This window comes from Marinobacterium aestuariivivens (assembly GCF_042661465.1).
GTDB classification, from domain to species: Bacteria; Pseudomonadota; Gammaproteobacteria; order Pseudomonadales; family Balneatricaceae; genus Marinobacterium_A; species Marinobacterium_A aestuariivivens.
Window position 1 is genome coordinate 1,728,317 of record NZ_JBHSWE010000001.1, and the last position, 26,129, is coordinate 1,754,445.

20 protein-coding genes and 3 pseudogenes are annotated in these 26,129 nt (G+C 63.1%); 7 read left to right on the forward strand and 16 right to left on the reverse strand.

What is annotated here, in order from left to right:
- Positions 1-444: 444 nt before the first annotated feature.
- From ACFQDL_RS09060 to pilM, 13 genes and pseudogenes are all read right to left on the reverse strand, one after another.
- Positions 445-645, reverse strand: coding sequence for a DUF2061 domain-containing protein (locus ACFQDL_RS09060; RefSeq protein WP_379908717.1), 201 nt, complete (start codon positions 643-645; stop codon positions 445-447).
- 302 nt (positions 646-947) lie between these two features.
- The gene (locus tag ACFQDL_RS09065; RefSeq protein ID WP_379908718.1) at positions 948-2,381 is read right to left on the reverse strand and encodes an FAD-dependent oxidoreductase; all 1,434 of its coding nucleotides are present in this window, start codon (positions 2,379-2,381) and stop codon (positions 948-950) included.
- An 88-nt stretch (positions 2,382-2,469) separates the two neighbouring features.
- A pseudogene (gltB, locus tag ACFQDL_RS09070) lies at positions 2,470-6,857 on the reverse strand (glutamate synthase large subunit).
- Positions 6,858-7,129: 272 nt separating this feature from the next.
- Positions 7,130-7,933: an SPOR domain-containing protein gene (locus ACFQDL_RS09075; RefSeq protein ID WP_379908719.1), complete on the reverse strand. Its 804-nt coding sequence runs from the start codon at positions 7,931-7,933 to the stop codon at positions 7,130-7,132.
- Positions 7,863-8,723, reverse strand: a complete 861-nt coding sequence (locus ACFQDL_RS09080; RefSeq protein WP_379908720.1) for an AAA family ATPase — start codon at positions 8,721-8,723, stop codon at positions 7,863-7,865. Before ACFQDL_RS09080 ends, ACFQDL_RS09075 begins: the two co-directional genes overlap by 71 nt.
- 8 nt (positions 8,724-8,731) lie before the next feature.
- Positions 8,732-9,820 carry a 3-dehydroquinate synthase gene (gene aroB / locus ACFQDL_RS09085; RefSeq protein ID WP_379908721.1) on the reverse strand — a complete coding sequence of 363 codons (1,089 nt, stop codon included), beginning with the start codon at positions 9,818-9,820 and terminating at the stop codon, positions 8,732-8,734.
- Positions 9,821-9,850: 30 nt separating this feature from the next.
- A complete protein-coding gene (gene aroK / locus ACFQDL_RS09090; protein ID WP_379908722.1) occupies positions 9,851-10,369 on the reverse strand; it encodes a shikimate kinase AroK in 519 nt (172 codons plus the stop codon).
- A 17-nt stretch (positions 10,370-10,386) separates the two neighbouring features.
- Entirely contained in the window at positions 10,387-11,982 is a 1,596-nt protein-coding gene (locus ACFQDL_RS09095) for a type IV pilus secretin PilQ (protein ID WP_379908723.1), read from the reverse strand.
- Entirely contained in the window at positions 11,931-12,497 is a 567-nt protein-coding gene (locus ACFQDL_RS09100) for an AMIN domain-containing protein (protein WP_379908724.1), read from the reverse strand. The genes ACFQDL_RS09095 and ACFQDL_RS09100 overlap by 52 nt, the downstream gene beginning before the upstream one ends.
- A 19-nt stretch (positions 12,498-12,516) precedes the next feature.
- Positions 12,517-13,086, reverse strand: coding sequence for a pilus assembly protein PilP (locus ACFQDL_RS09105; RefSeq protein WP_379908725.1), 570 nt, complete (start codon positions 13,084-13,086; stop codon positions 12,517-12,519).
- A complete protein-coding gene (locus tag ACFQDL_RS09110) occupies positions 13,070-13,666 on the reverse strand; it encodes a type IV pilus inner membrane component PilO (protein WP_379908726.1) in 597 nt (198 codons plus the stop codon). Before ACFQDL_RS09110 ends, ACFQDL_RS09105 begins: the two co-directional genes overlap by 17 nt.
- Positions 13,667-13,700: 34 nt before the next feature.
- Positions 13,701-14,219, reverse strand: coding sequence for a PilN domain-containing protein (locus tag ACFQDL_RS09115; RefSeq protein WP_379908727.1), 519 nt, complete (start codon positions 14,217-14,219; stop codon positions 13,701-13,703).
- Positions 14,220-14,297: 78 nt separating this feature from the next.
- Positions 14,298-15,218, reverse strand: a pseudogene (pilM, locus tag ACFQDL_RS09120) (type IV pilus assembly protein PilM); the annotation flags it as partial.
- A 223-nt stretch (positions 15,219-15,441) separates the two neighbouring features.
- On the opposite strand from pilM, the gene ACFQDL_RS09125 reads away from it, so the two are divergent.
- The gene (locus ACFQDL_RS09125; protein WP_379908728.1) at positions 15,442-17,838 is read left to right on the forward strand and encodes a penicillin-binding protein 1A; all 2,397 of its coding nucleotides are present in this window, start codon (positions 15,442-15,444) and stop codon (positions 17,836-17,838) included.
- Between the two features lie 310 nt (positions 17,839-18,148).
- Here ACFQDL_RS09125 and ACFQDL_RS09130 read toward each other — a convergent pair whose 3' ends face one another.
- The 3 genes from ACFQDL_RS09130 to rpmE form a co-directional block, all read right to left on the reverse strand.
- The gene (locus tag ACFQDL_RS09130) at positions 18,149-19,417 is read right to left on the reverse strand and encodes a malic enzyme-like NAD(P)-binding protein (protein WP_379908729.1); all 1,269 of its coding nucleotides are present in this window, start codon (positions 19,415-19,417) and stop codon (positions 18,149-18,151) included.
- A 153-nt stretch (positions 19,418-19,570) separates the two neighbouring features.
- Positions 19,571-20,143, reverse strand: a complete 573-nt coding sequence (locus ACFQDL_RS09135) for a thermonuclease family protein (RefSeq protein WP_379908730.1) — start codon at positions 20,141-20,143, stop codon at positions 19,571-19,573.
- Positions 20,144-20,359: 216 nt separating this feature from the next.
- A complete protein-coding gene (rpmE, locus tag ACFQDL_RS09140; protein ID WP_379908731.1) occupies positions 20,360-20,575 on the reverse strand; it encodes a 50S ribosomal protein L31 in 216 nt (71 codons plus the stop codon).
- Positions 20,576-20,880: 305 nt separating this feature from the next.
- Here rpmE and ACFQDL_RS09145 point away from each other — a divergent pair, with 305 nt between their 5' ends.
- From ACFQDL_RS09145 to hslV, 6 genes and pseudogenes are all read left to right on the forward strand, one after another.
- The gene (locus ACFQDL_RS09145) at positions 20,881-21,564 is read left to right on the forward strand and encodes a primosomal protein N' family DNA-binding protein (protein ID WP_379908732.1); all 684 of its coding nucleotides are present in this window, start codon (positions 20,881-20,883) and stop codon (positions 21,562-21,564) included.
- A gap of 50 nt (positions 21,565-21,614) precedes the next feature.
- On the forward strand, positions 21,615-21,908 hold the full coding sequence (locus tag ACFQDL_RS09150; protein WP_379912980.1) for a DEAD/DEAH box helicase: 294 nt from the start codon (positions 21,615-21,617) through the stop codon (positions 21,906-21,908).
- Positions 21,905-22,978, forward strand: coding sequence for a replication restart helicase PriA (gene priA, locus ACFQDL_RS09155; RefSeq protein ID WP_379912982.1), 1,074 nt, complete (start codon positions 21,905-21,907; stop codon positions 22,976-22,978). The genes ACFQDL_RS09150 and priA overlap by 4 nt, the downstream gene beginning before the upstream one ends.
- Before the next feature lie 76 nt (positions 22,979-23,054).
- Positions 23,055-24,814: pseudogene (argS, locus tag ACFQDL_RS09160) on the forward strand (arginine--tRNA ligase).
- A 455-nt stretch (positions 24,815-25,269) separates the two neighbouring features.
- Positions 25,270-25,446, forward strand: a complete 177-nt coding sequence (locus tag ACFQDL_RS09165; RefSeq protein ID WP_379908733.1) for an SPOR domain-containing protein — start codon at positions 25,270-25,272, stop codon at positions 25,444-25,446.
- 142 nt (positions 25,447-25,588) lie between these two features.
- A complete protein-coding gene (gene hslV / locus ACFQDL_RS09170; RefSeq protein WP_379908734.1) occupies positions 25,589-26,119 on the forward strand; it encodes an ATP-dependent protease subunit HslV in 531 nt (176 codons plus the stop codon).
- The last annotated feature ends 10 nt before the right edge of the window (positions 26,120-26,129 follow it).

A 26,129-nucleotide genomic window follows, 5' to 3' on the forward strand; every position in this document is an offset into this window, starting at 1 on the left:
TTGCCGGGTGGAACCGCACACTCCAGCCGGCAAATCTCACTCCACTCTAACAGCCCTCCGGGGCTGTTTTTTTGTACAGGGATGTACTTATCCTGCGAGTGCATGGATGCACAGGAGCAGGGTTTATGTACAGGATGTACGGCCAAAAACCGCTCCTGCGTTTTTGGCATTTCAGCCATCCTTGGCTGTCGTACGTCGCGGGCGCCTGGATGCGCACGACTACAGGGACGTGGGAGGTAGAGCGAAGCAGGATGCCAAAGCCGAGGAGCGACGGGTTTCAGAACGCACTGAATCTGAAGGTTACGCGTGACGCGCATCCCGTAGGGTGCCGGTAAGCGAAGCGCACCGCACCGCTCGTTTCGGTGCGCTTCGTTTCACTCCCCTGATATTTGCTCCTGCAATATCAGGATTTTCACCATCCGTGGCGGTCAGCAGCACCCTACGTCAGGCCCTGACCATGCCACCCAGCACTTTCGAAGCGCGCCTGCGGCTCCAGAGCTTTTCATGGAAGAAATACGCCACGCTGTTGATCGCCGGCTCGACTAGCGCCAGGGTGCCGCCAATCAGGATATCGCCGGTCAGCAGCCAGGCGACAGTAAAGGCGATGCAGAAGTGCATCAGTGCGAAACTCAGCGTTTTCAACATGGTCGCCTCCATTGGTCCGCGCTGCCATTTACGCAAATGATAGGCGTTATCGTTTGTGGCATAAAATCAATTAATGATATGCCGGTGTTAGTGGTTGGCTATGGAGAGAGGCGTGGGGACGTGAGGACGTGAGGACGTGAGGACGTGAGGACGTGAGGACGTGAGGACGTGAGGACGTGAGGACGTGAGGACGTGAGGACGTGGGTATTGTACGCGTTACGCGTAACGCGTCACCCGTCACCCGTCACCCGTCACATGCAAGCAGGCCGCCCGAAGGCGGCCTGTTTCAAGCAGTAACCGGCTTAGACCTCGAGATAGTCGAGGATGCCTTCAGCCGCGGAACGGCCCTCGGCAATCGCGGTCACGACCAGGTCGGAGCCACGCACCATGTCGCCGCCGGCGAATACCTTGGCGTTGCTGGTCTGGAACGGGAAACGCCCCTGCTCGCGCGGTGCTTCCTCGGCCTGGATGCGGCCGTCCTGATGCAGTTCGATGCCGAAGTCGGCGAACCAGGGCGCCGGGCTCGGACGGAAACCGAAGGCGACCAGGACGACATCGGCTTCCAGCACCTGTTCGGAACCCGGCACCACTTCGGCGCGGCGACGGCCGTTCTCATCCGGCTCGCCCATGCGGGTGGTGACCAGCTTGACGCCGACGACCTTGCCGTTTTCGCCGACGATTTCGACCGGCTGGCGGTTGAACAGGAACTGCACGCCCTCTTCGCGGGCGTTTTCCACTTCCTTGCGCGAGCCGGGCATATTGGCTTCGTCACGACGATAGGCACAGGTGACGCTCGCGGCGCCCTGACGGATCGAGGTGCGGTTGCAGTCCATCGCGGTATCGCCACCGCCAAGGACGACGACGCGCCGGCCCTTCATGTCGATGTATTCGGACGGATCCTTCTCGAAGCCCATGCAGTGATTGACGTTCGAGATCAGGAACGGCAGCGCATCGAATACGCCGTCCAGCTCCTCGCCCGGGAACCCGCCCTTCATGTAGGTGTAGGTACCCATGCCGAGGAACACCGCATCGAACTCTTCGATCAGCTGCTGCATGGTGACATCCTTGCCCACCTCGGTGTTGAGTCGGAACTCGACACCCATCTCCTCGAAGATGCGACGACGCAGCTTGATCACATCCTTCTCGAGCTTGAACTCGGGGATGCCGAAGGTCAGCAGGCCGCCGATCTCCGGATGACGGTCGAACACCACCGGGGTGACGCCGTTGCGCACCAGGATATCGGCACAGCCGAGGCCAGCGGGACCGGCACCGATGACCGCGACCTTCCTGTCGGTGCGGATCACCTTGGACATGTCCGGGCGCCAGCCCATGGCGAAGGCGGTATCGGTGATGTATTTCTCCACCGAGCCGATGGTCACGGCACCGAAGCCGTCATTCAGCGTGCAGGCGCCTTCGCAGAGACGGTCCTGCGGACAGACACGACCGCAGACTTCCGGCAGCGAGTTGGTCTGATGGCTGAGCTCGGCCGCTTCGAGAATGTTGCCTTCCGACACCAGCTTGAGCCAGTTCGGAATGTGGTTGTGCACCGGGCACTTCCAGGAGCAGTAGGGGTTGCCGCATTCGAGGCAGCGGTGCGACTGATCCGACGCTTCCTCTGCCTTGAACGGCTCGTAGATTTCGGCGAACTCGCGCTTGCGGACCTCGGCATGGATCTTGGCCGGCCCTTCGCGCTCGACGTCGAGGAACTGAAAATCGTTGTTCGGACGGTTAGACATGGTCCCACCTCATTCTGGGCACCCGCCGCCTGGCGGCGGGTGCTCGTTAGTCTGTCATCAAGCTTGTTACAAGAAAAAGGATCGCTACTTATTCCGGGCGCTTGCGGATGTTGTCCAGCAACGCGTTGAGGCTCGCGGCCTTGGGCTTGACCAGCCAGAATCGGCCGATGTAATCGAAGAAGTTATCGACGATCTCCTGGCCCCAGGCGCTGCCGGTTTCCCTGACAAACTCGATGATCACCGAACGCAGGTGGTTCTTGTAGGCTTCCATCTGCTCGGTATGGATACGATGGATCTCGACCAGTTCGTGGTTGTACTTGTCGACGAAGTTGTTTTCCAGATCCAGCACATAGGCGAAGCCGCCTGTCATGCCAGCACCGAAGTTGTAGCCGGTGGAACCCAGCACGGTGACGTGACCGCCGGTCATGTACTCGCAACAGTGGTCGCCCGCGCCTTCGACGACCGCATGGACGCCGGAGTTGCGCACCGCGAAACGCTCGCCGGTACGACCTGCCGCGAACAGCTTGCCGCCGGTGGCGCCGTACAGACAGGTGTTGCCCATGATGGAGGTTTCGTTCGACTTGAAGGTCACCTCCTTGAACGGGTACAGCACCAGCTTGCCGCCGGCCATGCCCTTGCCGACATAGTCGTTGGCATCGCCTTCGAGGATCAGATTCTGACCGCCGGCGTTCCAGACGCCGAACGACTGACCGGCGTGACCGCGGAAGCGGAAGGTGACCGGCTCGTCGGCCATCCCCATGTTGCCGTAGCGCCTGGCGATGGCGCCGGAGGTGCGGGCGCCGACCGAACGGTCGCAGTTGCAGATCGCCAGCTCCCAGTCGCCGCCACGCTTGGCCTCGATCGCTTCGCCGGCCAGTTCCAGCATCGCGGTATTGAGCTCGCCCTTGTCGAACGGTTCGTTGCGTTTTTCCTGCACGGTGTGCGGATACTCCGCCGGCACGCCGCCGTCGCTGATGATCGGGCTCAGGTCCAGCGCCCGCTGACGCGGCGTTTCGCCTTCGACGATGGTCAGCAGATCGACACGGCCGACCAGCTCTTCAAGGCTGCGGATACCCAGCTGAGCCATCCACTGCCGGGTCTCTTCGGCGACGAAGCGGAAGTAGTTCTTGACCATCTCGACGGTGCCGCGGAAGTGATCCTTGCGCAGCTTGTCGTTCTGGGTCGCGACGCCGGTGGCGCAGTTGTTGAGGTGGCAGATGCGCAGGTATTTGCAGCCCAGCGCCACCATCGGCATGGTACCGAAGCCGAAGCTCTCGGCACCCAGCATCGCCGCCTTGACGACGTCGAGGCCGGTCTTGAGACCGCCGTCGGTCTGCAGGCGGATCTTGCCGCGCAGCTGGTTGCCGCGCAGTGACTGATGGGCGTCGGACAGGCCCAGCTCCCACGGCGAACCGGCATAGTGGATCGAGGTCAGCGGCGATGCCGCGGTACCGCCGTCGTAGCCGGAAATGGTGATCAGGTCGGCATAGGCCTTGGCGACACCGCAGGCGATGGTGCCGACACCGGGGCGCGATACCAGCTTGACCGAAACCAGTCCGTCCGGGTTGATCTGCTTGAGGTCGAAGATCAGCTGCGCCAGGTCCTCGATCGAGTAGATGTCGTGGTGCGGCGGCGGCGAGATCAGGGTCACGCCCGGCACCGAGTAGCGCAGGCGCGCGATCAGCTCGTTGACCTTGCCGCCCGGCAGCTGGCCACCCTCGCCGGGCTTGGCGCCCTGGGCGACCTTGATCTGCATGACATCGGCGCTCATCAGGTATTCCGGCGTCACACCGAAACGGCCCGAGGCCACCTGCTTGATCTTGGAACGCTTCATGGTGCCGTGACGGGCCGGGTCTTCGCCGCCCTCGCCGGAGTTGGAGCGACCGCCGAGCTCGTTCATCGCCACGGCCAGCGCTTCGTGGGCCTCCGGCGACAGGGCGCCGAGGGACATCGCCGCCGAATCGAAGCGCGGGAAGATGTTCTCGACCGGCTCCACCTGATCCAGCGGAATCGGCTTGACGTCCGAACGCAGCGCCAGCATGTCGCGCAGGGTCGCGATACCGCGGTTGTTGACGAGATCCGCGTACTGCTGGTACCTGGCCGGATCGCCGCTTTCGACCGCCTCGTGGATGGCACGTACCACATCGGGGTTGTAGGCGTGGTATTCGCCGCCGTGCTTGTACTTCAGCAGGCCGCCGGCCTGGATCGGCTTGCGGGCGGTCCAGGCTTCCTTCGCCAGCAGCTGCTGCTCGTACTGGAAGTCCTCGAAACGCGCACCTTCGATACGGCTGGTGACGCCCTTGAAGCAGAGATCGACGACCTCGGAGTTGAGACCGATCGCTTCGAACAGCTGGGCGCCACGGTAGGAGGCAATGGTCGAAATGCCCATCTTGGACAGGATTTTCAGCAGGCCCTTGTTGATACCCTTGCGATAGTTCTCGTGGGCATCGAGCGGCGCCATCTGCAGTTCGCCGCTGGCGCACAGGTCGTTCAGTACGCGGTAGGCGAGGTACGGGTATACGGCGGTGGCGCCGAAGCCGAACAGTACCGCGAAATGATGCGGATCGCGGGCGGTGCCGGTTTCGACGATCAGGTTGGCGTCGCAGCGCAGTCCCCTGTCGACCAGGCGGTGATGGACAGCGCCGGTCGCCATGGCGGCGTGAATCGGCAGTTTGCCCTGCTCGATACCGGCATCGGACAGCACCAGCAGCACCTTGCCGTCGCGCACGGCCTGCTCGGCCGCGTCGCACAGCTGCTGTACCGCCTGCTCGAGGCCGATGGCCGGATCGTAGTTCAGATCCAGGTGCACCTTGTCGAAGCCCGCTTCTTCATTGTCGCGGATACGGTAGAACTTGCTCGCGGACAGCACCGGCGTGGTCAGGATCACGCGGCGGGCATGTTCCGGTGTATCTTCGAAGACGTTGCGCTCGGCCCCCAGGCAGGTCTCGAGCGACATCACCACGGCTTCGCGCAGCGGGTCGATCGGCGGGTTGGTGACCTGGGCGAACTGCTGACGGAAATAGTCGTAGAGCGAACGCACGCGGTACGACAGCACCGCCATCGGCTTGTCGTCGCCCATAGAGCCGACCGCTTCCATTCCGGTCTCGCCCAGCGGACGGATGATCTGGTCGCGCTCCTCGAAGCTGACCTGATACATCTTCATGTGCGTCTTGACTTCGTCGGCCGACATTTCCGGGAAGGAGCGCGACTCCTCGGCGAAGCTCATGGTCGTTTCCAGACGCAGCGAGTTTTCCTTCAGCCACTGCTTGTACGGGTGCTGCGCCTTCAGGTAGTTGTCGACGTCCTGAGTGTGGAGCACATCGCCGTTGCTGGTGTCGATCGCCAGAATCTGGCCCGGTCCGACGCGACCCTGGGCCACGATATCTTCCGGCTTGTAGTCGAATACGCCGATTTCGGACGCGGTGCAGATGTAGCCTTCGCGGGTCATGACCCAGCGCGACGGGCGCAGGCCGTTGCGGTCCAGCATACAGACGGCATAGCGGCCGTCGGTCATGACCATACCCGCCGGGCCGTCCCAGGCCTCCATGTGCATGGAGTTGTACTCGTAGAAGGCCCGCAGTTCGGCATCCATGGTCTCGACGTTCTGCCAGGCCGGCGGCACGATCATGCGCACGGCACGGTAGAAGTCCATGCCACCGACCATCAGGAACTCGAGCATGTTGTCCATGCTGGAGGAGTCGGAGCCGCTGGTGTTGACGATCGGCTGCAGCTCGTCGAGATTCGGCAGCTGCTCGGTGACGAATTTCGGCGCCCGGGCCTTGGCCCAGTTGCGGTTGCCGTCGATGGTGTTGATCTCGCCGTTATGGGCCAGGAAGCGGAACGGCTGTGCCAGCTGCCAGCGCGGTGCAGTATTGGTGGAAAAACGCTGATGATAGGTACAGACAGCGGTTTCCAGGCGCGGATCGGCGAGGTCCCTGTAGAACACCGGCAGATCGACCGGCATGGTCAGCCCCTTGTAGGACAGAACCTTGTCGGAGAGGCTGCAGATATAGAAGTCTTCGTCGTCGGCAAGCGCGATCTCGGCCTTGCGACGGGCGACGTAGAGACTGATCGCCAGCTCACGCTCGCTTTTGCCCTCGGCATTGACCAGCACCTGCTCGATCAGCGGCAGCGTGTCGCGGGCGATGGGCCCGAGGCAGCTCTCGTCGGTCGGCACCGGCGCCAGCCTGCAATCGCAAGCCCCTGGGCCTGTAATTCTTTGTTGAGGATGTCACGGGCAGCCTGCGCCGGCGCCTGGGCGCGGGGCAGAAAGACCATGCCCACCGCATACTGCTCGCTAAGCTCGGCGCCCAGCTCTTCCCGGGCCACCGCCCGCAGGAAGGAGTCCGGTTTCTGCATCAGCAGACCGCAGCCATCGCCGGTTTTGCCATCGGCGGCAATACCACCACGATGCGTCATACACGCCAGCGCTTCGATGGCCTTCTCAAGCAGGTCGTGACTCGGATTACCCTGCATGTGGGCCATCAGCCCGAAGCCGCAGTTATCCTTGAACTCACCGGGGCGATACAGACCTTTACTCATAGCCAATCTCACTCAAAAGTTCTTTTATATCAATACGTTACCACCAACCCTGTCACCGCAGCCGCACAACTCTGGCAAAAAGGGACGATCATTCTACACATGGAGCAGGCATGGTACAAATTTTGCCCATTCGGACAAGGGGCAGGAAACGCCGCCTCGACGCGCCGCGAAGCGGTTTAAGTGAGCCAGGCGCTTGCGGCTTGCGACTACCGGCTTTTCTTGCGGATGTCGGCCTTGACGCTCTGAATGCTGCGTGCCCAGGGCTTGAGCTGCCGCAGTTCGGCCGGCAAAGCGGCAACCGCCTCGACCGCGGCCCTGCGGCTGTCATAGCGACCGTGGACAACGACATGCCAGGGCTTTCCTTTATAGAGCGTCGAGAAATAATGAAAAGCCCCCGGGTCGACCTGGGAAGCGATAAAGTCGCGGGCCGTTTCGGCCTGACGCGCCCCCAGCATTTGCAGGGTATAACCCTGATCCGGCCAGTTCAGCAACAGTGCCTCTCCCGTGCTCGAATCCCCTTTCCCGGCCATCGCCTGCAGGGTTGCTACTTCCGACCCGACCGACTCCCGGACATCACCGGGAGCACCGGACGTTTCGTCGGACGCCTCGCCGACTGTCGGTTGAGACGGCCGCTCCGGCACGGGTTCGGGCTCAGCCGACGGCTGCATTGCCACCGCAGGTTCCGGCGGCGCCACAGGCTCGGGCGCCGCGACCGCAAGACGCTCCACCGGGCCCGGCGTTTCGGCAGGGCCATCGTTCTGTTCCGGGGCCGGCAGCGCCCTAGCGGGCCCCAGGGGCGCCGGTTCTACCCCTGTAGGACGAGGAGCCGGAAGCTCAGGAGACGGTACCTGCACGGGCGCCGTCTCGACGGCGACCTCGACCACCGGCGCCTCGACCGCAGCCGGCATCACCGGCACCGCAAGCGGAACCGATACACGCTCACTGATCCGGGTTTCGGGGGACGGCTGCCACCAGATCCAGCCCGCCATACCCAGCAGCAGGACCAGCACCAGGCCGACGGCCGAAAGGTGCGCAATCGGCAGCCCGCTGCGTGGTCTGGCCGCCGCCGGCGCGCGCGCCCCCGAGACGCAACGCGTCCCCGGCCAGGCGCTCCAGCGAGCCGGGCAGCCCGTCGCTTCGCTGAACCAGCTTCTGCAATCTGCGGCCGTCGAACACCTCCAGCGCAGGATAGCAAAGACGGATGAAGTCCTCGGCCTCGTCACTGTCGAACGGCTTGAGTTCCTCGCGGTGCCAACGCCCTTCGAGCAGCTCGTCCAGCCCCAGCCCCTGCAGGCGCGCCAGCACCGACTGATCGGCCAGCACCAGCCTCAGCTGGCGCGATGCCGCCCGCTGAAAATTCAGCAACAGTTGCAGCGCCTCGTCATCCAGCAGCCCGGCATTGTCGATCAGCAGCAACCACTGCTGCCCGGTCTCCTCGAGCAGACGGGCCTGGGTATAGAGCTGCTCGAGCCAGGCGCCCTCAGTTTCGACCGAGGGCGGCTCCAGGTCCGAGGCCTCGCCGACCCGGCGCAAGAGGGCGGCGGTGCCGGTCACTTCCTGCAGCCTGAGCCGGGCGCTGCGCCCACCCTCGGTCTGGCGGCGCAACTGGCGCAGCAGGGTGGTTTTGCCACTGCCCGAAGGGCCTTCGAGCAGTATCAGGAAATCGGAAAAACGGATCAGGTGATGCAGCTTGTCGAGCAACTGCATCCGGGACGGAGGCTCGAAATACTCGGCCCGCTGGTCCGCGACCAGCGGCGACCGGGTCGATGCAAGCCCTGCTGCAGGATGCCGGGATCCCATGGTGCCGATCAGCCCCGAGCGAGATTCAGACGATGCTGCAGCGTTTCGCGCAGAGTATCGGCCGGAAAGTCAGATGTGACCAGGGCCTCGCCGATGCCCTTGAGCAGCACCAGCCTCAGGCGACCATCGAGCACTTTCTTGTCCACAGCCATCAGCGAGAGGAAGGCATCGGGCGTCATGGCTGCCGGCGGCAGGACCGGCAGCGCGGCCGCTTCATGGATCGCCTCGATTCGCGCCAGCTCGGCCTCGCTCAACCAGCCCAGCCGGCAGGAGAGGTCCGCCGCCAACAGCGTGCCGGCCGCCACCGCCTCGCCATGGAGCCACTGGCCGTAGCCCTGATCGGCTTCGATGGCGTGGCCAAAGGTATGCCCCAGGTTGAGCAGCGCCCGTATGCCGGACTCCTTTTCATCCTGAGCCACCACTTCCGCCTTGATCTCGCAGGAGCGGTATATTGCCTGCGCCAGCGCATCGGGATCACCGGCCATCAGCCGGGGCATGGACGCTTCGAGCCAGTCGAAGAAGGCGGCATCGTAGATCAGGCCATACTTGATCACCTCGGCGATGCCGGCCGACAGCTCGCGCGGCGGCAGCGACGCGAGCACGGCCGTATCGGCAATCACGCAGCGCGGCTGATGGAAGGCACCGATCATGTTCTTGCCCAGCGGGTGATTGACGCCGGTCTTGCCACCAACCGAAGAGTCGACCTGCGACAGCAGCGTGGTCGGCACCTGCACGAAGTCGACGCCACGCTGGTAACAGGCGGCAGCGAAGCCGGTCATGTCACCCACGACTCCGCCGCCAAGGGCTATCAGGGTCGTGGTACGGTTGTGCCGGCACTCGAGCAGACGGTCGAAAATCAGGTTGACCGACTCAAGGGTCTTGTACTGCTCGCCGTCCGGCAGCACCACCCTGTCGACGAGGAGCCCATCGAGACTCCGCTCCACGGCTTCGAGATAGAGCGGCGCCACGGTTTCGTTGGTCACGATGCAGACCTGCCGTCCCCGGATACAGGGGCGCACCAGGTCCTGCTGCAGCAGTCCTGCGCCAATGTGGATCGGATAGGCGCGATCGCCGAGGTCGACATTCAGTGTCTGCATGGGCACTGGCTCCTGTCTGTTGGAAAAATCTCAGTTTAACAGTCCGCGGCGGGTCAGCTGGCGCACAATTTCGCTCACCACCGCCTTGGGATGGCGCCGGTCGGTGTGCAGGGTAATATCGCAGGTCTGGCGGTACAGCGGATCCCGCTGGCGCATCAGCTGCTGCAGTATTTCACCCGGGTTCTCGGTCTGCAGCAGTGGACGGTTCTTGTCGCGCGCCGTGCGCTCGAGCTGCTGCTCTACCGTGGTATGCAGATAGACGACAACGCCATGCGCCTGCAGCGCCTTGCGGTTCGCTTCGCGCAGCACCGCTCCACCGCCGGTGGCCATGACGATATTGTCGCGCTCACAGAGTTCGTGAATGATGTTCTGCTCACGCTCCCGGAATCCGGCTTCCCCCTCGACATCGAAAATCCAGGGGATATTGGCCCCGGCCCGGGCCTCGATTTCCCGGTCGCTGTCGATAAACTCCAGATGCAGCTCCTGAGAAAGAAGACGCCCTATGGTGCTTTTTCCAGCACCCATAGGGCCAATAAGAAAGATGTTCAAATTGTAACTAACCCCGATTACTGAACTGCCAGCGACTCCCTGATCAGTTTCGGCGTAATGAAGATCAACAGCTCCGTCTTGGTGTTGGACGTCTCACGCTTCCGGAAGAAGTTCTTGATCACCGGAATATCACCGAAGAACGGCGTTTTGCTGATATTGTTGACGGATTCGTTGCGGAATACGCCGCCCAGTACGATGGTATCGCCATCCGCCACATTGACCGTGGTCTGCAGCTGGTTCGTGTTGATGCTGACCTCGCCATTGGGCAGAACCGCGCCGACCGAATCCTGGGTGATATCCAGGTCCAGCGTGATACGGTCGCCCGGATTCAGCTGGGGTGTGACTTCCAGCTTCAGGGTCGCATCCTCGAACTCGATGTTGACCTCGCCATCCTCGACGGTCTGGAACGGAATCTGCACGCCGGACTCTATCAGTCCCGGCTTGCCGTTGGTGGTGATCACCTTCGGTTGCGATACGATCTCCGCCTTGCCTTCGGTCTGCAGTGCCGACAGCTCGGCCGACAACAGGAATCCCGGGCGCAGGTAGCTGAACACAATCGAGGACTGCGGCGTCACGCCCAGATCCACCATCAGGTTCGAGTTGCCTGTATCCGGGAAGCCCTCCACGAACTGCGGCGTATTGCTCGGAGAGCCACCATCGATAACAAACTGACTGTCTCCACGTCGCTCATCTCCGGCAAAGCCCCAGCGAATCCCCAGATCCTTCTGGAAGTCGGCCGAGGCCGAGACAATCCGCGCCTCGATCAGAACCTGCGCCACTTCTACGTCGAAACGACGCAGTGTATCACGGATTTCTTCTATCTGGGCCGCGGTTTCGCGCACCATCAGTACATTGGTTTCGTCGTCTGACATGATAAAGCCGCGCTCGGAGATCAGCTTGGCCTCTTCGACCCGGGTCTTCATTTCCGACGCCTTGCGGAAGTCGACCTGGATGAACTCGGTCAAAAGCGGAGCCAGCTCCTCGACCTGCTTCTGCGCTTCCAGCTCGGCCCGTTCGCGCTCGGCGATCGTGCTGGCCGAACCGACCAGCATGACGTTGCCGACTTCGCGCTTGGCCAGACCGTTGGTCTTTAGCACCAGATCCAGCGCCTGATCCCAGGGCACGTTTTTCAGGCGCAGGGTGATATTGCCGCCGACTTCGTCACCGACCACCAGGTTCATCTCGGCGACTTCGGCAATGATCTGCAGCACCGAGCGGATTTCGACCGACTGGAAGTTCAGGTCGATTTTCTCGCCGGTATAGGGGAAGCGATCCTTCTTGCGGCGCTCCTCCTCGGCATAGCTCAACGGCTGGAAATCCAGCACCAGTTGGTTGCCGGTCTGGTACGCCATGTAGTCGTAGGGCGAAGCGCCCGGCTTGATCAGAATGGTGGTGTTGTTGCCGCTGCTCATGGAATCGATAAACATCACCGGCGTGGCGAAATCCTGCACATCGACCCGCTGCTCGAGCGCACCGGCCAGAGTCGCCCCCAGAAGATTGACGACGACATTGTTGCCTTCTTCGACAATATCGAGACCGGCCTTGTCATCGGAGAGGGTAATCAGCACCCGGCCGTGACCGCCGTCCATACGCTCGAAATCGATGCCCTGCACCCGGGTACCGCGAACGGCCGGCGCGGAATCCGATGCCAGCGCCTCGATCCTGGAGGTGCGCTGCTGCAGCGGCGTCGCCGCCGGGCCGCGGCGGAACCGCCGAATACCATGAACAGCGAATTACCTTCGGTGTAGGTTTCGTAGCCGACCATCTGATTGAGGTTGGCGACGATACGCAGGCGACCTTCGGTTTCGGCCAGGCTCAGGCTGTCGACCTGGCCGGTCTTGATATCCAGCTGACGCCGCCCCAGATCATTGCTGGCACCGAACAGGTCGAGCACCAGCCGCGGCGGGCTGTCGATTGCGTAGGCCCGTGGCGAGGGCGGCGGCATATCGAAATCCAGCCGCACTTCGAGCTTGTGCCCCGGCAGCGCCACGAAGGCTGAGTCCTTCAGCATCACGTTCTCGGCCTGAGCGCGCACCGTAATCAGACAGCATGCCACCAGCATCAGCACCAGCTGCCACCCAAGACTCCGTGAACGGGAGTGTTCCCTGCAGTTGCTGTAAGTCTTCATATCCCTAGCTGTCCTTTGGTCATTCTTCTTCAGGCAAGGCGATCGAACGCGGGCGCTTCATCCAGCCGCCCCGGCCGTTCTCGATTATTTCCACCAGCTCGATACCCTGTTCCGAGACGGCTTCGACCTGGCCATAATCCAGCCCCAGGTGATCGCCGTTACTGACGCGATGTACCTCGCCTTTGGGGTCCTTGAGCAGTGCCCAGAGGTTTCCGCCATCAAGACTGGTAATGGTCCCGACCATGCTCAGGCTGTCGATCGGAAAGGTCTCCAGATAGTCCTTGGGCCTCTCGGTGTCGGGCTTGAGGTCCGAAGGTGGCGGCGCCTCCTCCTCCTCGACCACCAGCTCAATCAGCGGCTGGAAGGGATCGCGCAAGCTCGCCCCCTGATAGATGAAGGCCTCGTAGGGCTTGAACTCCGGCAGCGGCTTGATCTTGCCTGGAGGTCGGGCCTGGGTCTGCTGCACGTACATCCGCAGATCCGAGGTATCGTCGACCCAGATGCAGCCGCCGGTGAAGGCCGCCAGCAGCGCCAGGGTCGCGATCCGTCCGCCCGTCATTGCCGCATTGCGCTTACTTGGTATCGTCATAGCGGTACGTCTTCGCCTGGATTGTCATCGCCAGCCGGTCGCCGCCCGGCCGAATGCTGTAATCATGCAGAGTGACTATGCGCTTGATCGCCGCCACGCCACTGACGAACTGTCCCAGTTCGTGGTAGGTGCCGTTGACCTGGATATTGATCGGCAGCTCGATATAGAACTTGCTCTTGCGCTCCGGTTGCAGCGCGATACTGTTGATGGTGAGTCCCGCTCCGCGGCCGATATCGGAGATATCCTCGAGCAGTCCCGGGACCTCCTGGTCGGTCGGCAGCTGCGTCAGCAGTTCTGCGAACCGGCCCTCGACATCGGCCATCTGCTTGCGCAGCGCCGGCAGGTTGGCCACCTGGAAGGCTTTTTTCTGGAATTCGGTCTTGAGCGGCGGCTCCTTGGCGATTTCCCGCTCCAGCGCAATGTGCTGATCGTTGATGTAAAAGTAGATCGCCGCGGCGACCAGCAATCCGAACAACAGCAGGTAGACGATGGCCTTGACGCCGACCGGCCAATTGCCGGCCTCATTGACATCGAGGTTGTTGATATCGAATCCCTTGAAGGCATTTTTCAGGGCATCCATTACTGCTGCCCTCCTTCTTCATTCCTGGGCCGGGTCAGCGGCACACTGAGATTGAACTGGCGGTTTTCACCAGCCCCCGCACCTGCGACAGATTCGGCTCGCCGAACCAGATGGAGGCATCCATGTTGCGCATCAGATTGGAGACATCCCTGTTCTCGTCGGCCAGGCCGTTGATGGCAACGCTGTCACCGCTGCGCCCGACAGAGGAGTAATACAGCTGATCCGGCAATACCCGCACCAGCTCATCGAAGTAGCGCACCACCAGCGGCCGGTTGCCCTGCAGCTCCTGGATGGCATTGAGACGTTCCAGCAGGCGCTCTCGCTGGCGCTCGAGTTCCCTGATCTCCTTGATCTTCTCATCGAGCTTGGCGATCTCCGCCTTCAGATAGTTGTTGCGCGCCTGCTGGCGGTCCATCTGAACGTTGTAGTAGTAGCTGATGCCAAAGGACACGATGCCCGCCAGAACGGCCGTCGACAGCAGGTTGGTGACAAACTGCTTCTGCCGGGCGGCATTCCGCTCTTCGCGCCAGGGTCGTAGGTTAATCCGCGCCATAAGTTATCCCTATTGATCAAATGAGCGCATTGCCAGTCCGCAGGCTTTCGCCAGCAGAGGTGCATCGGCGGCCAGTCGCTGCTGATTCAGTTTGTTGCTGACCCTCATCGCGGCGAACGGGTTGGCGACCTGAACGGGAATGCCAACCTCGTCTTCCATTACCTTGGCAATGCCCTCGATCGAAGCAGTACCGCCGGAGATAAAGAGCCGCGACAGCTGCTGCTGCACGCCGGACGAGTAAAAAAACTGCATCGAGCGTGAAACCTGCTGCGCGATTGTCTGTCGGAAGGGCATGACAAGCATGTTCCGGATATCATCACTCAGTTCGTTATGACGCAGCGCCTGCTCGACCTCATCCACCGCCATGCCGTACTGCTGATGGATCGCATTGACCAGATCATTGCCGCCGAAGGCCTGCTCGCGACTGTAGATGATGGCACCATCCCTGAAGACATTCAGCGTCAGGGTCGAGGCACCGATATCCGCCATGGCCACGAGCTCGCCCGGCTTGACCTCGTCGCCGACCAGCAGCGGATAGACCCGCTCCATCGCGTAGGTGTCGACATCGATGATCTCGCACCGGAGACCGGCACCGTTAATCGCCTCCTCTCGCTGGTCGACATCGCCGCGACGACAGGCGACGACCAGAATTTCGTTGAGATTGGCGACGCCCGTGACCGGCCCGAGCACTTCGAAATCGAGGGAGACCTCATCGAGCGGGTAGGGGATGAACTGGTCAGCCTCCACCCTCACCTGGTCTTCCAGCTCAATATCGGTAAAGACGTTGCTGATATGCAGCTTTTTGGTGATAACCGCCGAAGAGGGTACGGCCGTGACGGCCGAGGTGAGTTTCAAGCCGGTCTTTCTCAGCGCTTTCTCGATGGCGCCCGAGACTTCGGCTATCTGTTGCAGATTCCCGTCGACCACCGCTCCGGCAGGCAGCGGCATGACGGCGTAGGCATTTAGTGTGCACTCTGAACCCGATTTGGTCAGGGCCACCAGCTTGACGGAAGAGGACCCGATATCGACGCCGACCCATGCTCCCGATTTTTTCCTAGCAAGCTGAACACTGCTTTATTCCTTTGCAGACTGCAGGGTTATCCATTGCACCTAAGCAACTCTAACTATAAACCACGCAAAATAAAACTGCGCAACGCTAGAGTGGCCGGGCAGCCAGCCGATATAATGACGGCAACCCACTAACGGTTTATTCAAAGGTAGCATGGGCGTGTTTCTTTCGCTGGCAAAATTTCTGCTAAAACTGGCCCTGGCGGGTTTCGTACTGGTGCTGCTGGCAGTTGCCGGCGTTTACTACAGCCTGGCTCCAGAGCTCCCGGAGGTCGATACGTTGCGGGAAGTGCAGTTCCAGACCCCGCTGAGAATCTACTCGAGCGACAGCAAGCTGATTGCCGAATTCGGCGAAAAGCGCCGCACTCCGGTCGCCTACGACAGCATCCCCACAGACTTCGTCCAGGCCTTCCAGGCCGCAGAGGACAGCCGCTTTTTCGAGCATATCGGCATCGACATCAAGGGACTGGCGCGCGCCGCAATGCAGCTGGCCACAAGCGGCCAGATTCAGAGCGGCGGTTCCACCATCACCATGCAGGTGGCAAAGAACTTCTTCCTCACCCGCGAGCGGACCTTCACCCGCAAGTTCAACGAGATTCTGCTGGCTTTGCGCATCGAGCAGGAGCTGACGAAAGAGGAGATCTTCGAGCTCTACGTCAACAAGATCTATCTTGGCCAGCGCGCCTACGGCATCGAGGCCGCCGCCAACGTCTATTACGGCGCCAGCATCGATGAACTGACGCTGGCACAGAAGGCGATGATCGCGGGACTGCCCAAGGCTCCGTCCGCCGACAACCCGATCAGCAACCCGAACCGGGCACTGGAGCGCCGCAACTGGATTCTTCAGCGCATGCACGGCCTGGGCTACATTTCCGACCAGGACTACGAAGAGGCCGCGGCCTCGCCATTGACGGCACGCTACCATGGCGCCGACATCGAGCTCGACGCGCCCTACATCGCGGAGATGGTCCGCAGCGAGCTGTTCGAGCAGTACGGCGAAAACCTCTACAACGACGGCTTCCGCGTCTACACCACCATCAACAGCGGCATGCAGGAAGCGGCCAACAGGGCTCTGCGCGACGGACTGCTGGCCTACAGCGAGCGCCATGGCTACCGCGGGCCCGAGTCGCAACTCGACACGGCCCCCACCCCTGAACTGGTCGCCAGCACCCTCGCGGGCATGACCAGCTACGCCGGTCTCGAGCCGGCCATCGTGACCGAGGTGATGGACAAGAGCATTCGCGCCAGCCGGCGCAACGGCGAGGAGACGGTCGTCGAGTGGCCGGAGCTCGAATGGGCCCGCCGTTACCGCAGCAGCAACCTGGTCGGCCCCGCCCCCAGGACAGCCACCGACATTCTGTCCGTCGGCGACGTCATCCGCCTACAGGCGACCGACAACGGCTGGCGGCTCAGCCAGCTGCCCCAGGTCCAGGGCGCCTTCGCCGCGCTGAAACCGAACGACGGCGCCATCCAGGCCCTCGCCGGCGGCTTCAACTTCAACCTCAACAAGTTCAACCGCGCCACCCAGGCCCTTCGCCAGCCGGGCTCCAACTTCAAGCCCTTCGTCTACGCGGCGGCACTGGAAAACGGCTTTACCCCGGCCAGCCTGATCAATGATGCGCCGGTGGTTTTCCATGACGCCAGCCTCGAGAGCAGCTGGCGTCCCGAGAACTATAGCCGCCAGTTCTACGGCCCGACGCGCCTGCGCGAAGGTCTGTACAAGTCCCGTAACCTGGTCTCGATCCGGCTGCTGCGGGCCATCGGCATCGAGACCGCTGTCGACTATATTCAGGGCTTCGGTTTCGACCCCGAGCGCCTGCCCCGGAACCTCTCGCTGTCGCTCGGCACCGCCGACCTGACGCCGCTGGAGATCGTCACCGGCTATGCCGCCCTGGCCAACGGCGGCTATCGCGTCTCTCCCTACCTGATCCAACGCATCGAGGACCCGTACGGCAACCTCATTCAGGAGGCGCGCCCGGCGCGGGTCTGCGAAGACTGCGACACCGGGACGGAGCCGGCAGATGCCGCTGCGCAACCGACAGAAGCAGCGGCGCAGCCGGTGGCACCGCGCGTTATGGACCCGCGCACGGCCTACCTGATGTACAACATGCTGCAGGACGTTATCCGCCAGGGCACCGCGACCCGCGCACGGGTGCTCGAACGCGGCGATCTGGCCGGCAAGACCGGCACCACCAACGACCAGAAAGACGCCTGGTTCACCGGTTTCAACCGCGATCTGGTCGCGACCACCTGGGTCGGTTTCGACCAGCCACAGACGCTCGGCCGGCGCGAGTTCGGCAGCACCGCCGCGCTGCCAATCTGGATAGACTTCATGCAGAGCGCCCTGGCCGACGCACCGGAAAACGGCCCGACCCAGCCGGACGGCATTGTCCGGGTCAAGATCGACCCGAGCAGCGGCCTGCTTGCCTATCCGGGACAGAACAATGCGATCTTCGAGGTATTCCGCGCGGAGGACGTACCGACCCAGCCGGCACACGGCACCGCGGGCAACCGCAGTGGCGGCGCCCTGACCACTGACGATATTTTTTGACGGTGAGCGGCAAGTCGTAAGGGGCGAGTCGAGGGATGTGGCTGATCGCAGATCGTAGGATGGGCGGAACGACGCATGGTTACCAGATATCCGATTCTTCCACAGCCAGAGCGTCGTGAACCCCATCTCTGGGTATCAGACAAGCACCGCAGAAACCGGTGTCATTGATGGGTTACGCCGCATATGATTCCCGGCGCACTGGCAGTACAGTGCCATTGCGGCTTCACCCATCCTACGGTTCTTTTAGGGTTACGCGTAACCCTAAAAGAAACCCGGCCGAAGCCGGGTTTCTTGTTGACTTACCGACGCATCACTTCTTGAGGTCGGCAACGGTCGTCAGCGGGTAGTGCGCCGGAATCGGCAGGCGGGCAACACCGCTGTCGACGGCGGCCTGGGCCACAGCCATGGAAACGGCACCGAACAGACGGCTGTCGGTCGGTTTCGGAATGATGTACTCCGGGCCGAATTCCAGCGACTCGAGCTCGTAGGCGTCCAGCACTTCCTGGGTGACTTCCTGCTTCGCCAGATTGGCAATGGCGTGCACCGCCGCCTCTTTCATGGCTTCGTTGATCTCGGTCGCGCGAACGTCCAGCGCGCCGCGGAAGATGAACGGGAAGCCCAGGACATTGTTGACCTGGTTCGGGAAGTCGGAACGACCGGTCGCCATGATCACATCGCTGCGGGTGGCATGGGCCAGTTCCGGACGAATTTCGGGGTCCGGATTGGCGCAGGCGAAGACGATCGGGTTGGAGGCCATTTTCGCCAGCTGCTCGGGCGCCAGCAGGTCCGGTCCGGACAGGCCGACGAAGACGTCGGCGCCTTCGATCGCATCATCCATGGTACGCAGTTCGGTTTCGGTGGCGAAGGCAGCCTTCTCCGGGCTCAGATCGTTACGGCCCGAGTGGATCACGCCCTTGCGGTCGATCATGTAGATGTTCTCGACCCTGGCGCCCATGTTGACCAGCAGTTTCATGCAGGCAGAGGCGGCGGCGCCGGCGCCCAGGCAGACGATGCGGGCTTCTTCGATTTTCTTGCCGGCCACTTCCAGTGCGTTGATCATGCCGGCGGCCGTGACGATGGCAGTGCCGTGCTGATCGTCATGGAAGACCGGGATGTGGCAGCGTTCGATCAGGGTGCGCTCGATTTCGAAGCACTCCGGCGCCTTGATATCCTCGAGGTTGATGCCGCCGAATGTTTCGGCGATGCGCGCCACGGTATCGATGAAGGCCTGCGGACTTTCGGCATCGACTTCGATGTCGACCGAGTCAATACCTGCAAACTTCTTGAACAGCAGCGACTTGCCTTCCATTACCGGCTTGGACGCCAGCGGACCGAGGTCGCCCAGTCCCAGAATCGCGGAGCCGTTCGAGATGACGGCGACGAGATTGCCCTTGGCGGTATAACGGTAGGCGTTGTCCGGATCCTTGGCGATTTCGCGGACAGGCTCAGCAACACCCGGGCTGTAGGCCAGCGCCAGATCACGGGCGGACTCTGCAGGGGTGGTAATTTCCACGCTGATTTTACCCGGACGCGGAAACTCGTGATAATCGAGCGCTGCTTTCTTGAACTGTTCAGACATGGTTGCGGGTTCCAACAGGTTGTAAATTTGCGGGCCTAGCATCATATAGAAAAGGCCTTATAGCTACAATAACCCCGAACTGATGCGAAATCGTCGCCTGCTGTGCCTAACAGGCAGGGTCAGGCGGACCTGAACCGGGACGGAACAGGCGCCTCAGTCAACCGGACTCAGGTGGCGCGGGTCCTGGATATCGAGCAGCCAGCGCAGACGCCCGCTGTCGAGTTTTCGCCCTCCTTGCCGACGATCGATGAGCCAGCCCCTCAGCTCGACGACCCGACCTTCGAGCTGCCGTGCCCGGGCCGGTAAATCACCCGGCCCCAGCCTGACGAAAATGCGCTCCTCCAGCTCCAGCCAGGCGCCCCGTGCGGATCCGCCGACACCGCTCACGCGGCCGCGCCAGACACCGAACCCCGAACGCAGCGGCGGCTTTGCGTCGAGCCGGACCACCGGAGACCGCTGCCAGAGCCCGCGCCGCTGCAGGCGCGCCTGCCGCTCGACGGTAAAGAGACAGCCCGCGAGACGGGTATTGGGCGGTATTGCCAGCGCAAATCCCAGGCCCGACGCGATCAGGGCTTCGGACAGCAGGCGACCATCGCCATCGACCAGGTGTGCCAGGGTCCTGCCATACCGGTCCAGATCCTGCGCCCCCATACAGCCGCAGGCCGGCGCCCCGGCCGGCCAGGCGCTGCAGCAGCTGATGCGCCTCCCGGGCAAGGGGCTCGGCACCGCGCCCCCTGCCCGCCATCTCGGGCGTGTTGACGCCGATGAGTCGCACATGACGTCCGTCGGCCAGCACCAGGGTGTCACCATCGAGCACCTGCCGCACGCGCACCGCCGAACCATCACCGCCCGGCAGGCAGGCCCCATGGGCCAGCGACACGGCAACAAAAAAGGCACTCGCGAGGAGTGCCTTTTTCAGAATTCCGGGAGGAACCGTCCGCATCAGCTGGACAGCTTGCGACCACCGAAGCGCTTGTTGAAGCGGTCGATACGGCCACCGCTGGTCGCTTCTTTCTGCTTGCCGGTGTAGAAAGGATGGCACTGGCTGCAGACGTCCACGTGCATGTTCTGGCACATAGTGGAACGGGTCTTCATCTCGTTACCGCAGGAGCAGGTCACGGTAACGTCTTCGTATTTCGGGTGGATACCAGTTTTCATGGGAAACCTCGATAAACCGTGCCGCCACCCGATCTCTATGCGTCGGGCACCGCACTTTCGTTCTGTGGATGTCTGTTGCAAGCTTGCAACCAAGGGGGCGCATTATACGCGCACGCCCGTGGAGCTGCAATACAAACGCCTTCATAACGCGGGCCAAACCACCTACACTGGACGGCTTCAGGAGCAGACGCCGACACCATGAGCATCCTTCGCATCGCACTTCCGACGCCACTGCGCCGACTGTTCGATTATCTGCCGCCGGAACCGGCGCCGGACAGCCCCCGACGCCGGGCGTCAGGGTGCGGGTGCCATTCGGCCGGCGCCAGCTGGTTGGCGTGCTGCTCGAGGTGACCGACGAGTCGGACCTGCCGCGGGACCGCCTCAAGCCCGCGCTCGAAATCCTCGACCGGGAACCGCCGCTGCCCATGCACCTGCTGGAGCTGGCCTGCTGGGCGGCGGACTACTACCAGCATCCGGTCGGAGACGTCCTGCACCAGGCCCTGCCGGTACTGTTGCGCAAGGGTGCTGCTACCGACGCGGAACCCGAGCCCTGCTGGCGCGCCACCGCTGGCGCCAGCGTCGACGCCATCGGCGCCCGGGCCCGGCGCCAGCGCGAACTGCTGCAGCGACTGCTGGAACAGCCTGAAGGGCTTGATGGCGACGCCATACGTGCGGCCGGCTTCAGCCCCAGCCAGCTGAACGGACTGGTCGAGAAGGGACTGGCCGAGCGCTTCGACAGGGCGCCGCACGACAACGACGGCTCCGGGACACAGGGGGTGCTGCGCCAGCCCGCGCTGGCCCTGAACGACGAGCAGCAGCAGGCGCTGGAGCAGATTTTCCACAGTGACGGCTTCAACCCGGTACTGTTGCAGGGCGTCACCGGCTCCGGCAAGACAGAAGTCTATCTCCAGGCCATCGACCGGGTGCTGTCGCAAGGCCATCAGGCCCTGGTGCTGGTGCCCGAGATCGGTCTTACCCCCAGACCCTGAGCCGCTTTCGCACCCGTTTCGGGGTGCCGGTCCAGGCCCTGCATTCGAGCATGACCGATCGCCAGCGTCTCGAAGCCTGGCGCCAGGCACGGGAGGGGCGGGCGCGCATCGTCATCGGCACCCGCTCGGCGCTGTTCACGCCGCTGCAGTCCCCCGGCATCATCATCGTCGACGAAGAGCACGACACCTCCTTCAAGCAGCAGGAAGGCTTTCGCTATTCCGCCCGCGACCTGGCCGTGATGCGCGCCCGCTCGGAGCGGACGCCGGTGGTACTCGGCAGCGCGACACCCTCCTCGAAACCCTGCACAATGCCCTCGCCGGCCGCTATCGGCATGCCCGCCTGACCCGCCGCGCCGGCAACGCCCGGCCGCCGGCCTTCGAGCTCTACGATATCCGTCAGCAGCCGCTGCAGGACGGCCTGTCGCAGGAGGTGGTCCGGCGTATCGGCGCGGAACTGACACAGCGCAATCAGGTACTGGTGTTTCTCAACCGCCGCGGCTTCTCACCGGCGCTGATGTGCCACCAGTGCGGCGAAACGCTCGGCTGCGACCGCTGCGATGCCCGCATGACACTGCACCGCAGCCCGCCCCACCTGCATTGCCACCACTGCGACCATCAGCGACCGATCCCGCGCCGCTGCCCCGGCTGCGGCAGCGAGGAGTTCAAGCCCCAGGGCGCCGGCACCGAACGTACCGAAGGGGCCCTGCAGCGCCTGTTCCCGGACACCGAGGTGATCCGTGTCGACCGCGACAGCACCCAGCGCCGTCACGCGATGCAGGAAATCATGGACCGCGTCCACAAGGGCGAACCCTGCATCCTGGTCGGCACCCAGATGCTGGCCAAGGGTCATCATTTCCCGGCCGTGACCCTGGTGGTGATTCTCGATGCCGATGCCGGTCTGTTCAGCGCCGACTTTCGCGGCATGGAACGCACCGCCCAGCTGATTCTGCAGGTCGCCGGCCGGGCCGGTCGCGCAGAGCGCCCCGGGCGCGTACTGATGCAGACCCACCACGCCGACCATCCGACGCTGATGCGCCTGGTCGACGAGGGCTACGAATCCTTCGCGACCCGCGAGCTGGCACTTCGCCGTGACAGCGCACTGCCGCCGTTCATCCATTACGCGCTACTGCGCACCGAGGCCACGAAGCCCGGCCGGGCCGAGGCCTTCCTCAGTGCGCTCTGCAGCCAGCTCGGCGCGTCCCGGCAGTTGCCCGCCGACGTCCACTTGCTGGGCCCGATCCCGGCGCCGATGGAAAAACGCGCCGGACACTACCGCGCGCAGTTGCTGCTGCAGAGTTACAACCGTAGGGCCCTGCAGCAGTTGCTCACGGAACTCTGCCCCCTGCTCGAGCAGTTACCGCAGGCGCGCCAGGTACGCTGGAGCCTGGATGTGGACCCCGTTGACAGCTTTTGACCCTTAACAACGGCGCGCCGAAAAGCGATAATGCCCGGTCGATTCTTATACACTCTGAACCGGTAACGGATAGCTGATGAAACAACATATTGCGGATCTGATCGATTCTGCGCTCGCCACCCTGGTTGCTGACGGCACCCTGCCCTCCGACACCGAGCCCAAGGTGATGGTCGAAAACACCCGTGACAAAAGCCACGGTGACTTCGCCTCCAATGTCGCTCTGACTCTGGCCAAGGCTGCCCGACGAAACCCGCGTGAGCTGGCCCAGGCCATCGTTGCCGCACTGCCCGCCTCGGCGCAACTCGACAAGGCCGAGATTGCCGGGCCCGGTTTCATCAACTTTTTCATGAATGCCGATGCCGCCAACCGTGTCGTCGAGGAGATCCTGAACGCCGGCGAACGGTACGGCCGTCAACCCGCCGGCAGCGGCGAACGCGTCCAGGTCGAGTTCGTCTCCGCCAACCCGACCGGTCCGCTGCACGTCGGTCACGGTCGCGGCGCGGCCTACGGGGCCACCGTCTCGGACCTGCTGGAAGCCGCAGGCGTCCAGGTACACCGCGAATACTACGTCAACGATGCCGGCCGGCAGATGAACATCCTCGCCGCCAGCGTCTGGCTGCGCTATCTCGAGCAGTGCGGCGAACACTTCGCATTCCCGAGCAACGGCTACAAGGGCGACTACATCCATGACATCGCCCGCGAACTCAAGCGACGCCAGGGCGACAGCCTGCGTCATTCGGCCACCGACGTCTTCGCCAACATCCCGGCGGACGAACCGGCCGGCGGCGACAAGGAACTGCACATCGATGCGCTGATCGAGCGCTGCCGCGAGCTGCTGGGTGACGAAGGCTACGGCCGGGTATTCGATGCAGGCCTGGACGCCATCCTGACCGATATCCGCGACGACCTCTCGGGCTTCGGCATCGAATATCAGGAGTGGTTCAGCGAGCGCTCCCTGACCCGCAACGGCGACGTCGAAAGCGCGCTGCAGAAGCTGCAGGAAAAGGGCTTCCTCTATGAGGAAGAGGGCAACCTCTGGTTCCGTTCGACCCGCTTCGGCGACGACAAGGACCGGGTCGTGCGTCGCGCCAATGGCCAGACCACCTACTTCGCCTCCGATATCGCCTACCACATGAACAAGTTCGAGCGTGGTTTCGACAAGGTGGTCAATATCTGGGGCGCCGACCACCACGGCTACATCACCCGCGTCAAGGCGGCGCTCGAAGCCATGGGCTACGACCCGGAACGCCTGGTCGTGCGCCTGGTGCAGTTCGCCATTCTCTACCGCGGCGAGGAACGGGTGCAGATGTCGACCCGCTCCGGCTCCTTCGTGACATTGCGCGAGCTGCGCGACGAAGTCGGCAACGATGCCTGCCGCTTCTTCTACGTCACCCGCAAGTCCGAACAGCACATGGACTTCGACCTGGAGCTGGCCAAGTCCGAGTCCAAGGACAACCCGATCTACTACATCCAGTACGCCCATGCCCGCGTATGTTCGGTGCTGCGCAAGCTGGACGAGGCCGGCTGGTCCTGGAACCGCGAAGCCGGTCTGGCGCGCCTCGATCTGCTGGATACCGAGCACGAGAAGGACCTGATCACCAAGCTCGGCAAGTATCCGGAAACCCTGCAGAATGCGGCGCTGAACTTCGAGCCCCATGTGCTGGCCAACTACCTGCGCGAGCTGGCCAATGACTTCCACTCGTACTACAACGCCCACAAGATGCTGATCGACGAGACCGAGCTGCGCAACGCCCGCATCACCCTCAGCGCCGCCGTGCGCCGGTGCTGGCCAACGGTCTGCGCCTGCTCGGCGTCTCGGCCCCGGAACAGATGTAATACGATGGCATCGCGCAAGGACTTCGCCCAGAAAAACCGCCGCTCTTCGGGCGCCAGCCGCAGTCGCGGCAGCGCCCCGTCCCGACCGGCCAAGGCCGCCCCGCCACCCGTGCGCGGGCCCCGTGTCCTGCTGCTGGTGACGCTGGTCGCGGTCGGCGCCCTGGGGTACGGCCTCTATGCGCTGACCGGCCTGCAGTCCGGCGCACCGGCGCCGGTCGCGGTCCCAGGGCACCGGAGCCGAAAGCGCCGGTGCCGGCCAAGGCTGCGCCGCAACCGGCGCCGGCGGCCGAAGAGACGCCTCAGCAGAGTCGTTTCGAGTTCTACGAGATGCTGCCCAAGAGCGAAGTCGAGGCGCCCAAGGTCGAAGCCTACAAGTCGACCCCCGCACCGCCAAACTGGAAAGCAGCTACCTGCTGCAGGCCGGCTCCTTCCGCGAACAGGCCGACGCCGAACGCATGCGGGCCCAGCTGCTGCTGGCAGGCCTGCCGAATGTCCACACCAGCCGGGTCGAAGGCAGCAGCGGCACCTGGTACCGCGTCCGCACCGGCCCGTTCATCACCTACCAGGAACTGAGAAAGGCCGAGAGCAAGATGGCGAAGATGAACATCCAGCCGATGCAGATCAAGCAGTAGGAGCTGCGCCCCGCAGCGAATGTCCTCGCGCCCCTTTTCGCGGCGAGGCGCCGCCCTGCGTGCGCTTATTTCCCCTCCCAAGCTTGAAATTCGGCCTGCCGCCTCAATCTTCTGCGTAATACGCTTACAGCAGGAGCAACTGATGACAACGATCGTTTCCGTGCGCCGGGGTGACAAGGTAGTCGTGGGCGGCGACGGCCAGGTATCCCTGGGCAACACCGTAATGAAAGGCACGGCCAAGAAGGTCAACCGTTTGCCCAAGCACCAGGTCATCACCGGTTTCGCCGGTTCCACCGCCGATGCCATCACCCTGCGGGACCTGTTCGAGCAGCAGCTCGACAAGCATCAGGGCAATATCGTCACCGCCGTCATCCACCTGGCGCGGGAATGGCGCAGCGACCGCGTATTGCGGCGCCTGGAGGCGCTGATGCTGGTCGCCAACAGGGACAAGACCTATCTGATTTCGGGCAGCGGCGATGTCATCGAGCCGGAAGACGGCATCATCGCCATCGGCTCCGGTGGCAACTATGCCCTGGCCGCGGCCAAGGCGCTGGTCGCCAATACCGAGCTCGGGGCGCGCGATATCGTCGAGAAGAGCCTGCATATCGCCGCCGATATCTGCGTTTTCACCAACGACAACCTGACCATCGAAGAGCTGGATGCCGCGGTCTGACCGGCATGGC